Annotated in this window: 13 protein-coding genes, 1 tRNA gene and 1 pseudogene; 10 read left to right on the top strand and 5 right to left on the bottom strand. The window is 67.5% G+C overall.

Going from position 1 to position 14,219, the window contains the following annotated elements; all coding sequences use genetic code 11:
* Positions 1–17: 17 nt before the first annotated feature.
* A complete protein-coding gene (locus HNQ67_RS12195) occupies positions 18–848 on the bottom strand; it encodes a flagellin (RefSeq protein WP_183255827.1) in 831 nt (276 codons plus the stop codon).
* A 286-nt stretch (positions 849–1,134) separates the two neighbouring features.
* Between HNQ67_RS12195 and HNQ67_RS12190 the strand changes: the two genes are divergently transcribed.
* From HNQ67_RS12190 to HNQ67_RS12170, 5 genes are all read left to right on the top strand, one after another.
* Positions 1,135–2,007 carry an AAA family ATPase gene (locus tag HNQ67_RS12190; protein ID WP_183255825.1) on the top strand — a complete coding sequence of 291 codons (873 nt, stop codon included), beginning with the start codon at positions 1,135–1,137 and terminating at the stop codon, positions 2,005–2,007.
* Between the two features lie 96 nt (positions 2,008–2,103).
* Positions 2,104–2,919, top strand: coding sequence for a methyltransferase type 11 (locus tag HNQ67_RS12185; RefSeq protein ID WP_183255823.1), 816 nt, complete (start codon positions 2,104–2,106; stop codon positions 2,917–2,919).
* Between the two features lie 119 nt (positions 2,920–3,038).
* Complete coding sequence (locus HNQ67_RS12180) at positions 3,039–3,632, top strand: YfbR-like 5'-deoxynucleotidase (RefSeq protein WP_183255932.1); 594 nt, start codon at positions 3,039–3,041, stop codon at positions 3,630–3,632.
* A gap of 2 nt (positions 3,633–3,634) precedes the next feature.
* A complete protein-coding gene (locus HNQ67_RS12175) occupies positions 3,635–4,576 on the top strand; it encodes an NUDIX hydrolase (RefSeq protein ID WP_221247885.1) in 942 nt (313 codons plus the stop codon).
* 109 nt (positions 4,577–4,685) lie between these two features.
* Positions 4,686–4,775, top strand: a tRNA-Ser gene (locus tag HNQ67_RS12170).
* 150 nt (positions 4,776–4,925) lie between these two features.
* Here the strand turns inward: HNQ67_RS12170 and HNQ67_RS12165 are convergent.
* The 3 genes from HNQ67_RS12165 to HNQ67_RS12155 all read right to left on the bottom strand — a co-directional run bounded on the left by HNQ67_RS12165 (position 4,926) and on the right by HNQ67_RS12155 (position 8,003).
* Positions 4,926–6,065, bottom strand: coding sequence for a zinc metalloprotease (locus HNQ67_RS12165; protein WP_183255821.1), 1,140 nt, complete (start codon positions 6,063–6,065; stop codon positions 4,926–4,928).
* Positions 6,066–6,276: 211 nt separating this feature from the next.
* A complete protein-coding gene (locus HNQ67_RS12160) occupies positions 6,277–7,569 on the bottom strand; it encodes a PQQ-dependent sugar dehydrogenase (RefSeq protein WP_183255819.1) in 1,293 nt (430 codons plus the stop codon).
* Entirely contained in the window at positions 7,566–8,003 is a 438-nt protein-coding gene (locus tag HNQ67_RS12155; RefSeq protein WP_183255817.1) for a DUF2231 domain-containing protein, read from the bottom strand. Before HNQ67_RS12155 ends, HNQ67_RS12160 begins: the two co-directional genes overlap by 4 nt.
* 232 nt (positions 8,004–8,235) lie before the next feature.
* Between HNQ67_RS12155 and HNQ67_RS12150 the strand changes: the two genes are divergently transcribed.
* Complete coding sequence (locus tag HNQ67_RS12150) at positions 8,236–8,955, top strand: cytochrome c oxidase assembly protein (RefSeq protein WP_183255815.1); 720 nt, start codon at positions 8,236–8,238, stop codon at positions 8,953–8,955.
* Complete coding sequence (locus HNQ67_RS13680) at positions 8,952–9,662, top strand: cytochrome b (RefSeq protein WP_246347589.1); 711 nt, start codon at positions 8,952–8,954, stop codon at positions 9,660–9,662. Before HNQ67_RS12150 ends, HNQ67_RS13680 begins: the two co-directional genes overlap by 4 nt.
* Positions 9,663–9,678: 16 nt before the next feature.
* On the opposite strand, the pseudogene HNQ67_RS12145 reads toward HNQ67_RS13680, so the two are convergent.
* Positions 9,679–10,212, bottom strand: a pseudogene (locus tag HNQ67_RS12145) (c-type cytochrome); the annotation flags it as partial.
* Positions 10,213–10,359: 147 nt separating this feature from the next.
* On the opposite strand from HNQ67_RS12145, the gene HNQ67_RS12140 reads away from it, so the two are divergent.
* Genes HNQ67_RS12140 through HNQ67_RS12130 form a run of 3 tightly spaced genes read left to right on the top strand, consistent with a single transcriptional unit; the run spans position 10,360 to position 14,218 of the window.
* The gene (locus HNQ67_RS12140) at positions 10,360–10,731 is read left to right on the top strand and encodes a c-type cytochrome (RefSeq protein WP_246347588.1); all 372 of its coding nucleotides are present in this window, start codon (positions 10,360–10,362) and stop codon (positions 10,729–10,731) included.
* A complete protein-coding gene (locus tag HNQ67_RS12135; RefSeq protein WP_183255811.1) occupies positions 10,728–11,684 on the top strand; it encodes a cytochrome c oxidase subunit II in 957 nt (318 codons plus the stop codon). The genes HNQ67_RS12140 and HNQ67_RS12135 overlap by 4 nt, the downstream gene beginning before the upstream one ends.
* Positions 11,681–14,218 (top strand): cbb3-type cytochrome c oxidase subunit I, encoded by a 2,538-nt coding sequence (locus tag HNQ67_RS12130; RefSeq protein ID WP_183255809.1) that lies wholly within the window; start codon positions 11,681–11,683, stop codon positions 14,216–14,218. The genes HNQ67_RS12135 and HNQ67_RS12130 overlap by 4 nt, the downstream gene beginning before the upstream one ends.
* Position 14,219 lies beyond the last annotated feature (1 nt).

Raw genomic sequence — 14,219 nt, 5'->3', positions numbered from 1 at the left:
GCGAGAACCGGAAACAATCAGTTGCGGAACAGCGACAGAACGAGCTGCGGAGTCTGGTTGGCGATGCCCAACGCCTGAACCCCCAGTTGCTGCTTCGTCTGCAGGGCCTGGAGCTTGGCGCTTTCCTTCGCCAGATCGGCGTCGACCAGGTTGCCCACTCCCGATTCCAGCGCGTCCGACAGCTTGCCGACGAACGTGATGTGGGTCGAGAGCGCCTTCGACTTGGTGCCGAGCCGCGCAAGCGCGCCCGAAACCGCATCGATGGAATTGGTGACGGCCGTAAGCGAGGCCGTCGCCTTGGTCAGGGTGTCGATCGACTGCGTGGTGGCGACGGATACCGTCGTGCTGCCCAGAGCCATGACTTCCGCACCGACCGTCAAGGTGGACGTACCCTGCGCATTGGCCAGGGCCTGGAATCCGGTGGCGCCGGTCTTCAGCAGGTTGATCCCGTTGAATTCGGCGTTGGTGGTTACCGAGGCGATCTGATCGCGGAGGGCCTTGAAGTCCTCATTGAGGGCTGCACGAGCCGAGGTCGTGAGCGACGCGTCGGTCGCCGCCAGTGCCTTCTCCTTCATCTGCAGCAAGAGGTCAGAGACCGTCTCGCCAGCCGCAAGCGCCACATCGACCGCGGCGACGCCACGATCGAGAGACTGTTTCACCGCGTTCAGCGCCCCGATTTCGGCTCGTTGGCCTTGAGCGATCGCCCAGATGGCCCCGTTGTCCTTGGCGCTCGACACAGACTTGCCGGTGTTGATCCGGTTCTGCGTCGTCGCCAGTTGGGCGTTGGTCGCGTTGAGGTTCTGGAGCGCGATTTGAGCGCCCACGTTGGTGTTGACCGACATAACCATCGGATATCCTTCCATTCTGGTCGGGGAGACCGGCCTTCTGGCCGCGGAACCGGTTCTGGTTCGCGCACGGCTACGCAAGGATCGGGCCGGACCACGCCCCTTCAACCCTTTGATCGGTTTGGTCATTTTCCGGGGCAGACCACCGGAGACCCGGCAGAAATGTCCGCCCGGGCGGGCGGGGGCGCCGATCTTTTCCGGGTTCGCCGCGTTGCCCGGGACCCCACATGATCGTTGTTAACCCCGCACGCCTTCGCTACCCCTGTCCGGACATCATCGGAGCCCGTTCATGACTCGCCAGAGCGACCGGTTCGAGGGAACCTCGGATTATATCGCCACCGACGACCTGAAGATCGCCGTCAACGCCGCCGTCGCGCTGGAGCGTCCGCTGCTGATCAAGGGCGAGCCAGGCACCGGCAAGACCGTGCTGGCCTATGAGATCGCCCGCGCCCTGAACGCGCCGCTGATCACCTGGCACGTCAAATCCACGACCAAGGCCCACAATGGCCTGTACGAGTACGACGCCGTCTCGCGCCTGCGCGACAGCCAGTTGGGTGAGGAGCGCGTCCACGACGTGCGCAACTACCTCAAACCCGGCAAGCTGTGGGAGGCCTTCACCGCTCCCGCCCGGCCCGTGCTGCTGATTGACGAGATCGACAAGGCCGATATCGAATTCCCCAACGACCTGCTGCAGGAACTCGACCGGATGGAGTTCTTCGTCCAGGAGACGGGCGAGACCATCCGCGCCGCTGTGCGCCCGATCGTGATCATCACCTCGAACAACGAGAAGGAGTTGCCGGACGCCTTCCTGCGCCGCTGCTTCTTCCACTACATCCGCTTCCCGGACGACGAGACGATGAAGGCTATCGTCGAGGTCCACTTTCCCGGGATAAAGCCGCGCCTCGTCTCGGAAGCGCTCAAGACCTTCTACGAGATCCGCGACACGCCGGGCCTGAAGAAAAAGCCGTCTACCTCGGAACTGCTTGACTGGCTGAAGCTGCTGCTGGTCGACGACGTCGATCCCGCGGCCCTGCGCGAAACCTCGCCGAACCGGCTGATCCCGCCCCTGCACGGCGCGCTGCTCAAGAACGAACAGGATGTCCACCTGTTCGAGCGGCTGGCCTTCCTGAGCCGCCGCGAGGGCGCGCGGCCGGGCGTCTGAACACAGCAATGAACAGGTTTCGTCATTCCGATTACCGCGATTTCACTGGATTCCCGAGGGTTGGAGCGCAGGATGAGGGCCACAAGGACCGACACCATGCCCACGCGTTTCCTTCTGGTTCCTGCCCTGTGCCTCGCGGCGCTGACCGCGGCGTGCGACGGCGACACCGTGCGCATCTCGGCGACGGATACGGAAAAGCCGGACGCCAAGGGTGCGCTGAAGGTCGTAGAGACCCTGCTCTGTCCGCAGACCATGGGTTCGCTGACCCGTAAGGGGACCGCGGTCGAAGGCGGCGCCGTCTGCACATACGCCGGGCCGCGCGGGGCCGAAGTCAACCTCCACCTGGTCAAGCTGCACGGGGCCGAACCCGGCGAAGTCCTGAAGGCCTTTGAGGACCGGTTGTCCGCGGCCATGCCCCAGGCGGTTGCGCAGCTGAAGACCGGGGGCGCTTTGACCGAGGCCGGTCCGCCTTCCGGCGACCGGGCCTCGGTGAGGGCGCCCGGAGTCGATATACAGGCCGATGGCGACGACGCCACGGTCCGGCTTCCCGGCCTGCACATCGAGTCGAAAGGCGACGAGGCCAGCGTGCGCATCGGCGGTTTCCATATCGACGCCACTGACGGTGACGGCCGCGTCGACATCCAAAGCGCCGACGGCGGCGACAGCGTCAGCGTCCAGGCCAACCAGGACGCCGCCGAAGTGCGAACCTGGGCCGGCGGCGGCGCGACGCGGGCAAGCTGGGTCCTGACCGACAACCGGCCGTCCGAGGCGGGCTGGCGGCTGGTCGGTTACGAAGCCCGCGGGCCCGCGGGCGGGCCGATCGTCGTGGCCACGGTGCGGGCGCGGGACCGGGATCGTGGCCGGGTGTTCGAGGATGCCAAGGACCTCGTGGCCCTCAACGTCGGCGAATAACGACCCACAGGGTTGATCGCCGCGCCGGGATGCGTCACCTGACCTGCCACTCGCAGGATAACGCCTTGGCCGCCACCGCCCGATCGACGTCGAAGAAAGCGCCTCGCGCCTGGCAACGGATGCTGTCGGGCCGCCGGCTCGACCTGCTCGACCCGTCCCCGTTCGACATCGAGGTCGAGGACATCGCGCACGGGCTCGCCCGCGTCGCGCGCTGGAACGGCCAGACCATCGGCGGACATGCCTTCTCGGTGGCCCAGCACAGCTGCGTGGTCGAGGAGATCGCCGCCCACATCCGGCCGGGACTGGAGCCGAAATGGCGGCTCGCGGCCCTGCTTCACGACGCGTCTGAATACGTCATTGGCGACATGATCTCACCGTTCAAGGCGGCGCTCGGCGTCAGCTACAAGGATTTCGAAGCGCGTCTGGAGCACGCCATCCATATCCGCTTCGGCCTGCCCGCCAAGACGCCCGTGGAGATAAAGAAGCTGATCAAGGAGGCCGACAAGGCCTGCGCATTCTTCGAGGCGACCCAGTTGGCGGGCTTCACCCGGACCGAGGCCCTCGGCTTCTTCGGCAAGCCGCCGGCCGGGTACGACCTCGTCATCGACCCCCTGCCCGCCCCGGTCGCCCAGCAACGCTATCTGGAACGGTACAGGGTGTTGGCCGAGGCGGTCGGCCTCGTCCCCGCGCCCGACGCGTGGCATACGGAGTAGGCATGGCTGGGCCGGCGGAACAGGGCGTGCGCATCGGTCTCTCGGCCGTAGTCATCGCGCTCCGCGACCGCATGGCCTGCGTCCTGACCACCCCTGGGGATGATAGGGCCCTGGCCCTCCCGTTCGGGCCCTTCGATCCGGCCCGCGACCGCACCTTCGAACTGGCCCTCCGCGCCTTCGTGACCGCCCAGACCGGCTTTCGACTCGGCTTCGTCGAACAACTCTACACCTTCGGCGACCTCGGCCGGGCCAGTCCGCGCGCCACCCCCGGGCCGGAGCGGCGACGCGAGGTCTCGGTCGGCTATCTGGCCCTGACCGCCGACGCCGCCGACGCGCCGCTGGCGGAAGCGCGCTGGACGCCGGTGCTGGACATCTTCCCGTGGGAGGATCGCCGCGACGGGGCCCCGGCCTGTCTGGCGCCCCTGCTCGAAGGTTTGACGGCCTGGGCCGGAGCCGACCTTCGCCGCCGGAGTCGGGTCGACACCCTGTTCGCCCCCTCGCCCTCCCACCGCTGGAATGAGGGCCGGGTGCTGGAGCGGTACGAGCTGCTCTACGAGGCCGGACTGGTCGCCGAGGCGGCCCGCGACCGCGACCGGGCGATCCCGTCGGGCGCGCCGGGTCGGGCCATGGCCTCGGACCACCGCCGCATCCTGGCCACCGGCCTCGGCCGGCTGCGCAGCAAGCTGAAATACCGGCCGGTGCTGTTCGACCTGATGCCCGCGACCTTCACCCTGTCCGAGCTACAGGCCGCGGCCGAGGCCGTCGCCGGCCTGTCGCTGCACAAACAGAATTTCCGCCGCGGCGTCGAACGCACCGGCCTGGTCGAGCCGACCGGCCGACTGTCCGCCGCCACCGGAGGGCGCCCGGCCGAACTGTTCCGCACCGCCGACACTGACATCTCCGGCGCCGACACGCTCGGCCTCCCCCTGCCCGCCCAGCGCTGAGCGACCCGTCCCCGGACGAGGGCCGAAAGAAGGCCAGGCGAGGGCTTGCGGCCCGGCCCGCGCCCCATTAGAGAAGCCGCTCGCTCGACCAAGCGTCCTACGGCCCCGCGGAGAGGTGGCAGAGTGGTCGAATGTACCGCACTCGAAATGCGGCGTGCCTTCACGGGTACCGTGGGTTCGAATCCCACCCTCTCCGCCATTTTCTTCCTGGATAACTGCCGGGTCGCTGTAACCCGGGAAACACCCCGACATTATCGCACCGTCCCCAAGCTAGGAGACGACCAGCCTGTCCCTGATAGCGGGGCAGGATCGGCAACGCCGATCTTGCAGGGCGTCGCAGGTCCCCCGATCAGGTCTCCTCAAAGACGAACAGGACGCCTCGCACCATATCCCGGCTGTCGGACCGTCCGCCCAGCGACCCAGCAAGCACCCCCATGCCTGCGAGGAACAGGCTGAGCTTGAGGTGATCGAGCACCGCCGTGGCCTCCCCTGTTCCCGGCCAGGTTTCCATAAGCCCGACCGGGAACACCGTGATGACGGCCATGTAGCTGAGCGCGCCGAAGAAGGAGAACATGACGATCAGGGTGAGCAGAAGCGACAGGAAGGTCGCCGCTATCGTGACGACGCCCGATTCCGTGATCCGCCGGTCGCGGCTCATCAGGGTCTTGAACGCAAAGGCGCGGTACAGGACGAAGGTCGCCGCCGCCAGGCAGCCGATCGAGAACAGAGCGATCTGGGTGACCGTCACGGCATAGGCGACGTCCCATGTCTCGGCGCTGAACAGCAACACGATCATGACGGAGAGGGCGGCCGCCAGCATGGTGGGCATGCGGGTGATGAGCCGGAATGGATTGGCTCTGCCGACGGCGCGGGTAATGGCGCCGGCGTCGCGCGCGAGTGTACTGAAGACAAAACCCGCCTTGCCGTCCCGCGTCGAGCGCTCGTTGGCCTCATGCGGCAGGACCCGGACGACCCGCTCCAGCTGCGCCGGGGTCAGGCGTCCCATGCGGTCGAGATCCTCGACCCGCTCCAGCGGATACATCACGTTGGCGGGGTCGTGATCGTGGCGCAAGGCGACGAGATGACCAAAACAATGGAGCATCAGCGTCGCCAGACGATCCGCGGTCTTCCGGGCGTCGGCCGCATCTCCCCAGAACTCAGGAGCGAGGCGACGCGTCGAGATGATGGCGACGTTCGTCAACTGGCTCGGCAGCGCCAGGGTGTAGGCGAGCGAGGATGAGGCGAGGTCGACCTCGGTGACGATCAGCAGGAACGGCAGATCACGCTCCAGCTTCTCGGCGAGCCCGATCTCCAGGAAATCCAGCGGCTGATAGTTGCCAGCCCCTGGAGTCAGATGGGGGCCGGAAAACGCAAAGGCCTGCGTGCGCAGGCGTGGCGCGTCCGCGAACATCTCTCCGAGAGTAGCCACAGCGCAGGCCACGGTGCGATTGAACTGCCCGGAGTCCCGCCCCTCGACTTCCATCGTCATGACCCCCACAACGTATGATGAGGGTGCTTCCGTCCGCGGCGCTCTAGCCTCGTCGAACTGCATCTCCAGACCTCCCGCGCGGGCGCTGCGGCGACAATCGCCGGGCAGTGGGGATGACCTCAGCCAGCCCGCACTCGTGTGCGGCTCAGGATCGACCGGCTGAGTTCGTCGGCGGGGAGCCGACCTCGCCTGACGCGCTGCAGAGGGCCCATCAGCGGCGCGGGGCCACGCGCCAGACTGTGTTGGACAGGTCGTCGGCGACGAGAAGAATTCGGCGGGCCGGGTCGAAGGTGACGCCGACGGGGCGTCCCCGCGCCTTGCCGTCACCTGTCAGAAAGCCGGTCACAAAATCGACCGGCTGGCCGCTCGGACGGCCATTGGCGAAGGGTATCCAGACGACCTTGTACCCGGCGAGATCCTGACGGTTCCAGCTGCCATGCTCGCCGACGAAGGCGCCCTGGGAGAAGGCCCCGCCGAACCCGCCGTCCTGTGCAAAGGACAGACCGAGCGCCGCGACGTGGGACCCCAGGGCGTAGTCCGGCAGGATGGTCCTGGCGACCATATCGGGATTTTCCGGGCGCACCCTCGGATCGACTTTGCCCCAATAGCTCCACGGCCAGCCATAGAAGGCCCCCTCGCGCACCGAGGTCAGGTAGTCGGGAGAGGCCTGGGGGCCGATCTCGTCCCGTTCGTTGACTACGGTCCAGAGGGCATTGGTCCCGGGCTCGATCGCCAGGGCGGTGGGGTTGCGGAGCCCTCTGGCGACCGTTCGATGGGCGCCGGTCCGGGTGTCGATCGCCCAGATGACCGCTCGCTCCTCCTCGACCGCCATGCCACGCTCGCCGACATTGCTGTTCGAGCCGATGCCGACGTAGAGCGTCATCCCGTCCGCGCTGGCCGTCATCGCCTTGGTCCAGTGGTGATTGATGGCCGCAGGAAGCCGGGTCAGTTCCTGGCCCGGTGCGGTGATGCGGGTCTGACCGGTCTGATAGGGAAAGCGGACCACCGCATCCTGATTGGCGACATAGACATAGCCGTCCACGAACGCGAGGCCGTACGGGGCGTTGAGATTGTCGATGAAGACGCTGCGCACCTCCGGTCGGCCGTCGTTGTCGGCATCGCGGAGCAGGGTGATGCGGTCGCCGCTGTCGACCTGTGTATTGCCTTGCTTCTTGATCTTGCCTGCGATCACGTCCTTGGGTCGCAGGGCCGGCGCATTGCCGCCGCGGCCTTCCGCCACCAGGATGTCGCCATTGGGAAGGACCAGAATCTGACGCGGAATCTGCAGTTCGGTCGCGAGAGCCGAGACCGTGAAGCCGGCGGGGACGGCCGGCGTCTGATCGCCCCAGCCGACGGGCTTGGCGATCTTCATCGACGGCAGGAGCGTTTCCCGGATCTCGGGCACCTCCGGCGAAGGTCCGGTCTGATCCAGTTCCGGGTTGGTTCGCCCGCAGCCGCTCAACGCCACGAGGAGGGCCGCCGTGCCCAGCAGGGTGCGGATCATCGGGCGACCTCCCGCTCAGTAATGCCTGAATAGGCGACGAACCCCGCCGCCAGGGCCAGAAGGGCGCACAGGACCGACAGGGTAAGTCCGAAAGCACCGACGGAACTCCAGCCGTCCTGACTGTGCTTGAAGATGTTGATCAATCCGAGGACCCACATCACCGCCAGAAGCGCAGGGTAGATCAAACCGGGGAGGTGGAACGATGAGCGGAGGCGGAGCACCAACGCGATCAGGGCCCACGCCAGGACCAGCCCGCCGAAGAACAGCCCGCCGGTGATCAGCCAGGCCGAAAAGTTGGTCCACTGGATTTCGGCGGTTCTCAGATAGACGATGTCAGTGACCATCGCCGCCGTAAACAGGGAGATCGGAAAGCCGAGAAGAATGGCGTGGATCGGGTGCGGCGTTGCCGGTTGCGTCCTGGTTTCGGTCTGCATCCAACGCCTCCCCGTCCGATCGATCCACCTGACCAATGTTCGGTTCGCCGATTGGTTTCACCTGCCGGATCGTCGCGGTCCGCCCGGCTTGCCTGTTTCTGTTGCGACGGACCCGCTCCCTGTGCGGAACCGCGCCGGAAGCCGCGGGTTCTGCTGGCGATGCTCATGAGGCGGAGGGAGGGAAGCCCATGGCCGACGCCGGCTCGCACCCCATGACGTTTCGCGCCGCCCCATGATCCCCTGGCTGCCCTATTGCGGGCCCGGATCGACACCGGCCGACTGGGCCGTTCGGTGGAACGCGGATCCATGGCTGATCGCCGGCCTCGCCGGGCTTGCGCTGGTCATCCTCGTTCGCGGCGCCGGCGTCCGCCAAAGCGGCCTGGCCGCCATCGCCGTTCTGGCCGTCGCCTTTGTTTCCCCCCTCTGCGCCCTGTCTTCCGCCTTGTTCACGGCGCGAACCATCCATCACGTGCTGCTGGTGGCGGTCGCCGCGCCATTGATCGCCTGGTCGCTCCCGCGCCGCGGCGCCCGCGCCCTGGCGCTGGCCACCGCCGCCCAGGTCGCCGCCTTTTGGGCCTGGCACGCGCCCGGGGCCTATGCCGCGGCTCTTTCGAGCGACCTCGCCTACTGGGCCATGCAGGCGTCCATCCTCGCTCCGGCCGTCTGGTTCTGGGCGGCGGTGCGCAGCGCAGCGATGCCCGCGGCCATCATCGCCCTTCTGGCCAGCATGGTGGCCATGGGACTGCTGGGCGCGCTGATCACCTTCGCCCCGGACGCGCTCTATGCCCCCCACCTGTTCACGACCCGGGCCTGGGGGCTGTCGCCGCTGGAAGACCAGCAGGCGGCTGGCCTGATCATGTGGGCTCCGGCGGCCGCCATCTATCTGGCGGCCGCGCTTCTGGTCCTGGGCCGCTGGATCGGCCCTGAGCGACCGACGGCGCGAGCGGCATGATCGACCGCCTGTTCATCACCGCGCTGGAGTGGGCGGCCGGGCACCACGATGAAGGCCGCTACTCGCCGGTGGCCATTGTGTTTCACTGGACCATGGCGGCGCTGGTGTTTTTCCAACTGGGCTGGGGCTGGTGGATGGGGCGGATCCCCGCGGGGGGAGACAAGGTTCTGGCGCATGACGTCCACTACGGCGTCGGCCTTCTGATGCTGGTGCTCGTCGTAGGCCGGTTCACCTGGCGGCTGCTGGCGCCCGGCCCGATCAACGACGCCGACAAGCCGGGCTGGGAAAGCACCGCCGGCGCCATCACCCACTGGCTGTTCTATATCGGCCTTTTCGGCCTGCCCCTGAGCGGCTGGCTGATGGTCTCGGCCACCGCCCGTGACCAGCAACTGGCGGTCGCGGGCGTCATCCCATGGCCGCTGATCCCATTGCAGGACCTGAACCCTGTCACGGCCTGGCGGGTGGAGGCGATCGCCGAGTGGGTTCACTGGGGCCTCATCGTCACCCTTCTACTCCTCATCCCCATCCACGTCGGCGCAGCCCTGAAGCACCAGATCATCGATCGGGACGACGTATTCCACGGGATGCTGCCGGTTCTGCCGCAGCCGAAGCCGAAACGGACGCGGTGGGCCCGCCGCTATCAGGCGATCGAGAAGGCGATCGTGTCTCAAGCCAGGCGGCTATGGCGACCATCTCGCCGCTCGTAAGCGGCGCGACGGCGGCGGTCATGACGCCGCGGGGATCATTGCGGCGGTCGGTCCGCTTCCAGCGGCGGAACTGCTCAAGCGTGTAGGCGGCGGGCTGTCCGGCGAGGGCGGGATTGCCCGGTCCCGCGCCCTGGCCATTGTCCCCGTGGCAGGAGGCGCAGGGGATGATCCCGCGCGCGGCGTCGCCTTCAAGGTAGACGGCCGGGACGCGCACTTCGCGCCTCGCCTCGTTCACCGGCGCCGGCATGGCCGCGTACCAGGCGACGACGGCGCGGCGCTCATCCTCGGTCAACCGCTTGGCGATGGGTGTCATCACCGGATCGGGGCGAAGGTCGTCGGCGTAGTCCTGCATCTGCTTCTGCAGATAGCCGACATCCATTCCCGCCAGGCGCGGCACGCTGTCGCCATCGCCCTGCCCGTCCAGCCCGTGACAGGAAAAGCACGCGTTGCGCGCGCCCGCCCCGCCACCGCTGAGGGCCACAAGTTCGCCGGTCGCCGTCAGGGCGGCGTCAGTTTGATTGGTCGCGGGGTGACACCCGGCGGTGAGCATCAGGGCGAAGATGGAAGGAAGCGCGCGCACGTCTGCGCAACACCGCCCCAGCTTGGCGGTTCCGCAAGGAACCTGCGGCCTGGCCGTGGGTTAGCCCATCGACCGGCGAGGGGGCGGATGGCGAACCGATTGGACACCAGAGCGAGCTTGAGCGCCGTTCCGGCCATGGGACTGGCGTGCGCCGTCATCGGACTGGCCGGATGCGCCGACAAGGCCGACCAGCCGCGGTCTTTGGCCGGCGCCGACCCGGCGCGCGGTCTGGTCGTCATCAAACGGGCCGGCTGCGCATCCTGCCATGCCGTGCCGGGCGTACGCTGGCCGGCCGGCGCGACGGCGGCGTCGCTGGATGGATTTGGCGACCGCCCGCTGATCTCGGGCCGCCTACCCAACCAGCCGGACACCCTGGTCCGGTTCATTCGGGACGCACCGTCCCTCGACCCGCAAACCGCCATGCCGCCCATGCCGGTGACCGAAGCCGAAGCCCGCCATGTCGCGGCCTATTTGTACACGTTGCGATGAGCACCGGCTCGCCTGAGGGTACGGCCGGCTGGCCCCCACCCGTTCTGGACCCGGCCGGGCCGTTCGCCGAACCGGTGACCACGGTGTCCTGGGTTCTGTTCGCCATGGCCGGAGCGGTCCTGACGCTCGTTCTGGTCGCCCTCGGCGTGGCCCTGTTCGGACCGCGCCGCTGGCGGAAGCGACTGGGCGGCGCGCGGTTGATCTGGATCGGCGGGCTCGCCTTCCCGGTCCTGGTGCTGAGCGCCCTGCTGGTCTACGGCCTCGGTCTGACCAGCCACCTGGCCGACGACCCGCAGCCCGGAGAGATGCGCGTGCGCGTGACGGGCGAGATGTGGTGGTGGCGCGTCGCCTATCTCGACGATCGGGGTCGGGAGGTGTTGCAGGACGCCAATGAGGTTCACATTCCGGTCGGCCGTCCGGTGGTGTTTGAGCTCGACGCCGCCGACGTGATCCACAGCTTCTGGGTTCCCCGCCTCGGCGGCAAGAAGGACATGATCCCCGGGCGGCGGAACTATCTGCGGCTGCAGGCCGATCTACCCGGTTCATACGGCGGCCAGTGCGCCGAGTATTGCGGTGGTCCGCACGCCCTGATGGGCCTCGTCGTCGTCGCCCACGCGCCGGGGGAGTTCGACGCCTGGCGGGCCCGACAGGCTGCGCCTGCGCCGACCGCCGCCCTGATTACGCGAGGCTCCGAGGTTTTCCGCAGATCCGGCTGCGGCGCCTGCCACACGGTGCGAGGGACGGACTTCAACGGTCTGGCCGGCCCGGATCTCAGCCACGTCGGATCGCGCCGGACCCTGGGCGCAGGCATCCTGCCCAACAACCAGGGCACGCTGGGGGGCTGGATTTCTGACAGCCAGGCGATCAAGCCCGGCAACCGCATGCCGGCCTATCCCGTCCTCACCGGCGAAGATCTGCGCGCCGTGTCCGCCTGGCTGGACAGCCTCGAATGACGTCCGAAACCGGTTTCGACGCCGATCGCTACAAGCGTTTCCCCACCAGGGGGCCGCGGCCGGACGGAGAACTGGAGGAGCTCGAACGCATCTGGTGCAAGCCGAAAGGCTGGCAGTGGATCAGCGCCATCAACAACAACTACGTCGGCGTCTATTACGTCGGCGCGGCGATGCTGTTCTTCGTGCTGGCGGGTTTGCTGGCGGTGTTGATGCGCACCCAGCTGGCCCTGCCCATGCAGGGGATTCTGGCGCAGGAGACCTACAACCAGTTCTTCACCGTGCACGGGACCATGATGATGTTCCTGTTCGCGGTGCCCGCGGTCGAAGCCCTCGGCGTCCTGCTGCTGCCCCAGATGCTGGGGGCGCGCGACCTGCCCTTTCCCCGTCTCAGCGCCTACGCCTTCTGGGCCTATCTGATCGGCGGATTGGCCTTTTTCTGCTCGCTGTTCTTCGGCCTGGCTCCGAACGGCGGATGGTTCATGTATCCGCCGCTGACCTCGATGACCTACTCGCCCGGCATCAACGCCGATTTCTGGCTGGTCGGCATCGGGTTCATCGAGATCTCGGCCATCGCCGGGGCGATCGAAATCATCGTCGGGGTGCTGCGCAACCGGGCGCCAGGCATGAGCCTGGACAAGATGCCGATGTTCGCCTGGGCCATGCTGATCTTCGCGGTGATGATCATCATCGCCTTCCCCTCGGTGATCTTGGCTACAACCCTGATGGAGCTTGAGCGGGCGCTGGACTGGCCGTTCTTCGACCCCGTGCGGGGCGGCGACCCGATGCTGTGGCAGCACCTGTTCTGGTTCTTCGGCCATCCGGAGGTCTACATCATCTTCCTGCCGGCGGCCGGAGCGACGTCGACCATCATCCCGGCCATCGCCCGAACCCCGTTGGTGGGCTACCGGCTGGTGGTGATGGCCATGATGGCGACCGGCTTCATCAGCTTCGGAGTGTGGGCGCACCATATGTTCGCGACCGGCATGCCGACCATCTCGACCAGCTATTTCTCGGCCGCCTCGATGGCGGTCAGCGTCCCGGCGGGGGTTCAGGTCTTCGCCTGGATCGCGACCCTCGCCGCCGGCAAGATGCGGTTCAACACGCCGGGACTGTTCGCGGTCGGCGGCCTGGTCACCTTCGTCATGGGCGGGCTGACCGGCGTCATGGTCGCCATGGTGCCATTCGACTGGCAGGCCCACGACAGCTACTTCATCGTCGCGCACCTGCACTATGTGCTGATCGGCGGCATGGTCTTCCCCTTCTTCGCCGCGATCTACTACTGGCTGCCCATGACCTCCAGCCGTCCGCTCAGCGAGCGGATGGGAAAATGGGTGTTCTGGCTCATGTTCACGGGGGTTCACATCACCTTCCTGCCGATGCACCTCACCGGCCTGATGGGGATGCCGCGAAGGGTCTATACTTATCTCCCGGACCGGGGCTGGGAGCTGCCCAACCTGATCTCGACGGCCGGAGCGGTCCTGACGGCGATCGCGGTGTTGCTGTGGATCATCGACATGGCCCGGAACTTCCGGCCTTTCGGAAACCGCGAAGCCGGCAACGTTTTCGACGGCCCCGGTCTCGAATGGCTTCCTACCGGTCTCTATTCAGTCCGCTCCGTGCCGGTGATCACCAGCCTTTATCCGCTCTGGGAGCAGAAGGGGCTTTCGCGAGATGTCGAGGCGGGACGATATTTCCTGCCCAACAGCGCCACCGGCCGGCGCGAGACCATCGTAACCTCGACCCTCAACGCGGAGCCGCAATACCTGCAGCGCATGCCCGTGCCGTCGCCCTGGCCGATCTGGGCGGCCGTGTTCACGGCGGCGGCCTTCCTCCTGCTCACCATCCAGGCCTACTGGCCCAGCCTGATCGCCGGCGTTCTGGGCATCTACTGCGTCTTCAACTGGTGCTGGACGCTCGACAGGCCGGTTGATCAACTGACCGCGGACATCGGCGCGGGCATCCGCGTGCCCACCTACCGCGCCGGACCCAGCAGCCACGGCTGGTGGGCCATGGTGCTGACCCTCGTCGTCGGCGGCATGGTCCTGAGCCTCGCCGCCTTCAGCTACGTTTTCCTGTGGAGCCGCAATCCCGGCGAGTGGACGCCGCCGCCGCCGCTGGCGAGCCTTCCGTGGATCCTCGCCCCCTATGCCGCAGCCGCCCTGCTGTCCTGGGGCGCGTGCCGCATTCTAAGGCTCGCGCGACCACGGAGCGGCTTGATCGCGACCGTCCTCTTGGTGGGCGCGTCTGGCCTTGTCGGCCTCGGTTGGGTTCTGGAATGGGAAGCGTGGCGGGGAATCGGCACGGACCCGACGGCTCATGCCCAGGGCGCCATGGTCTACGCCTTCCTCGCCTGGCAGGGCTTCTTCGCCTTCATCGCCACAGTCATGGGCCTGTACGCCTCGCTGCGGTGGGTCGCGGGTCTCATCGCGCCAGACCGACCCACGACCTATGATCTGATCGCGCTGTTCGTCGTCTACACCGCCGGCCAGGGCGCCTTCGCCGCCCTGCTTGTCCACCTCTTCCCCGGAGGATGAC

It is taken from the genome of Brevundimonas basaltis (genome assembly GCF_014202075.1).
Classification (GTDB): domain Bacteria; phylum Pseudomonadota; class Alphaproteobacteria; order Caulobacterales; family Caulobacteraceae; genus Brevundimonas; species Brevundimonas basaltis.
This window is presented reverse-complemented; position numbering and strand designations above follow the sequence as displayed.

Bases quoted from the DNA above. Each gene is read 5' to 3' on its own strand.
- HNQ67_RS12195 (WP_183255827.1), bottom strand. From the start codon at position 848: ATGGTTATGTCGGTCAACACCAACGTGGGCGCTCAAATCGCGCTCCAG.
- HNQ67_RS12190 (WP_183255825.1), top strand. From the start codon at position 1,135: ATGACTCGCCAGAGCGACCGGTTCGAGGGAACCTCGGATTATATCGCC.
- HNQ67_RS12185 (WP_183255823.1), top strand. From the start codon at position 2,104: ATGCCCACGCGTTTCCTTCTGGTTCCTGCCCTGTGCCTCGCGGCGCTG.
- HNQ67_RS12180 (WP_183255932.1), top strand. From the start codon at position 3,039: ATGCTGTCGGGCCGCCGGCTCGACCTGCTCGACCCGTCCCCGTTCGAC.
- HNQ67_RS12175 (WP_221247885.1), top strand. From the start codon at position 3,635: ATGGCTGGGCCGGCGGAACAGGGCGTGCGCATCGGTCTCTCGGCCGTA.
- HNQ67_RS12165 (WP_183255821.1), bottom strand. From the start codon at position 6,065: ATGACGATGGAAGTCGAGGGGCGGGACTCCGGGCAGTTCAATCGCACC.
- HNQ67_RS12160 (WP_183255819.1), bottom strand. From the start codon at position 7,569: ATGATCCGCACCCTGCTGGGCACGGCGGCCCTCCTCGTGGCGTTGAGC.
- HNQ67_RS12155 (WP_183255817.1), bottom strand. From the start codon at position 8,003: ATGCAGACCGAAACCAGGACGCAACCGGCAACGCCGCACCCGATCCAC.
- HNQ67_RS12150 (WP_183255815.1), top strand. From the start codon at position 8,236: ATGATCCCCTGGCTGCCCTATTGCGGGCCCGGATCGACACCGGCCGAC.
- HNQ67_RS13680 (WP_246347589.1), top strand. From the start codon at position 8,952: ATGATCGACCGCCTGTTCATCACCGCGCTGGAGTGGGCGGCCGGGCAC.
- HNQ67_RS12135 (WP_183255811.1), top strand. From the start codon at position 10,728: ATGAGCACCGGCTCGCCTGAGGGTACGGCCGGCTGGCCCCCACCCGTT.
- HNQ67_RS12130 (WP_183255809.1), top strand. From the start codon at position 11,681: ATGACGTCCGAAACCGGTTTCGACGCCGATCGCTACAAGCGTTTCCCC.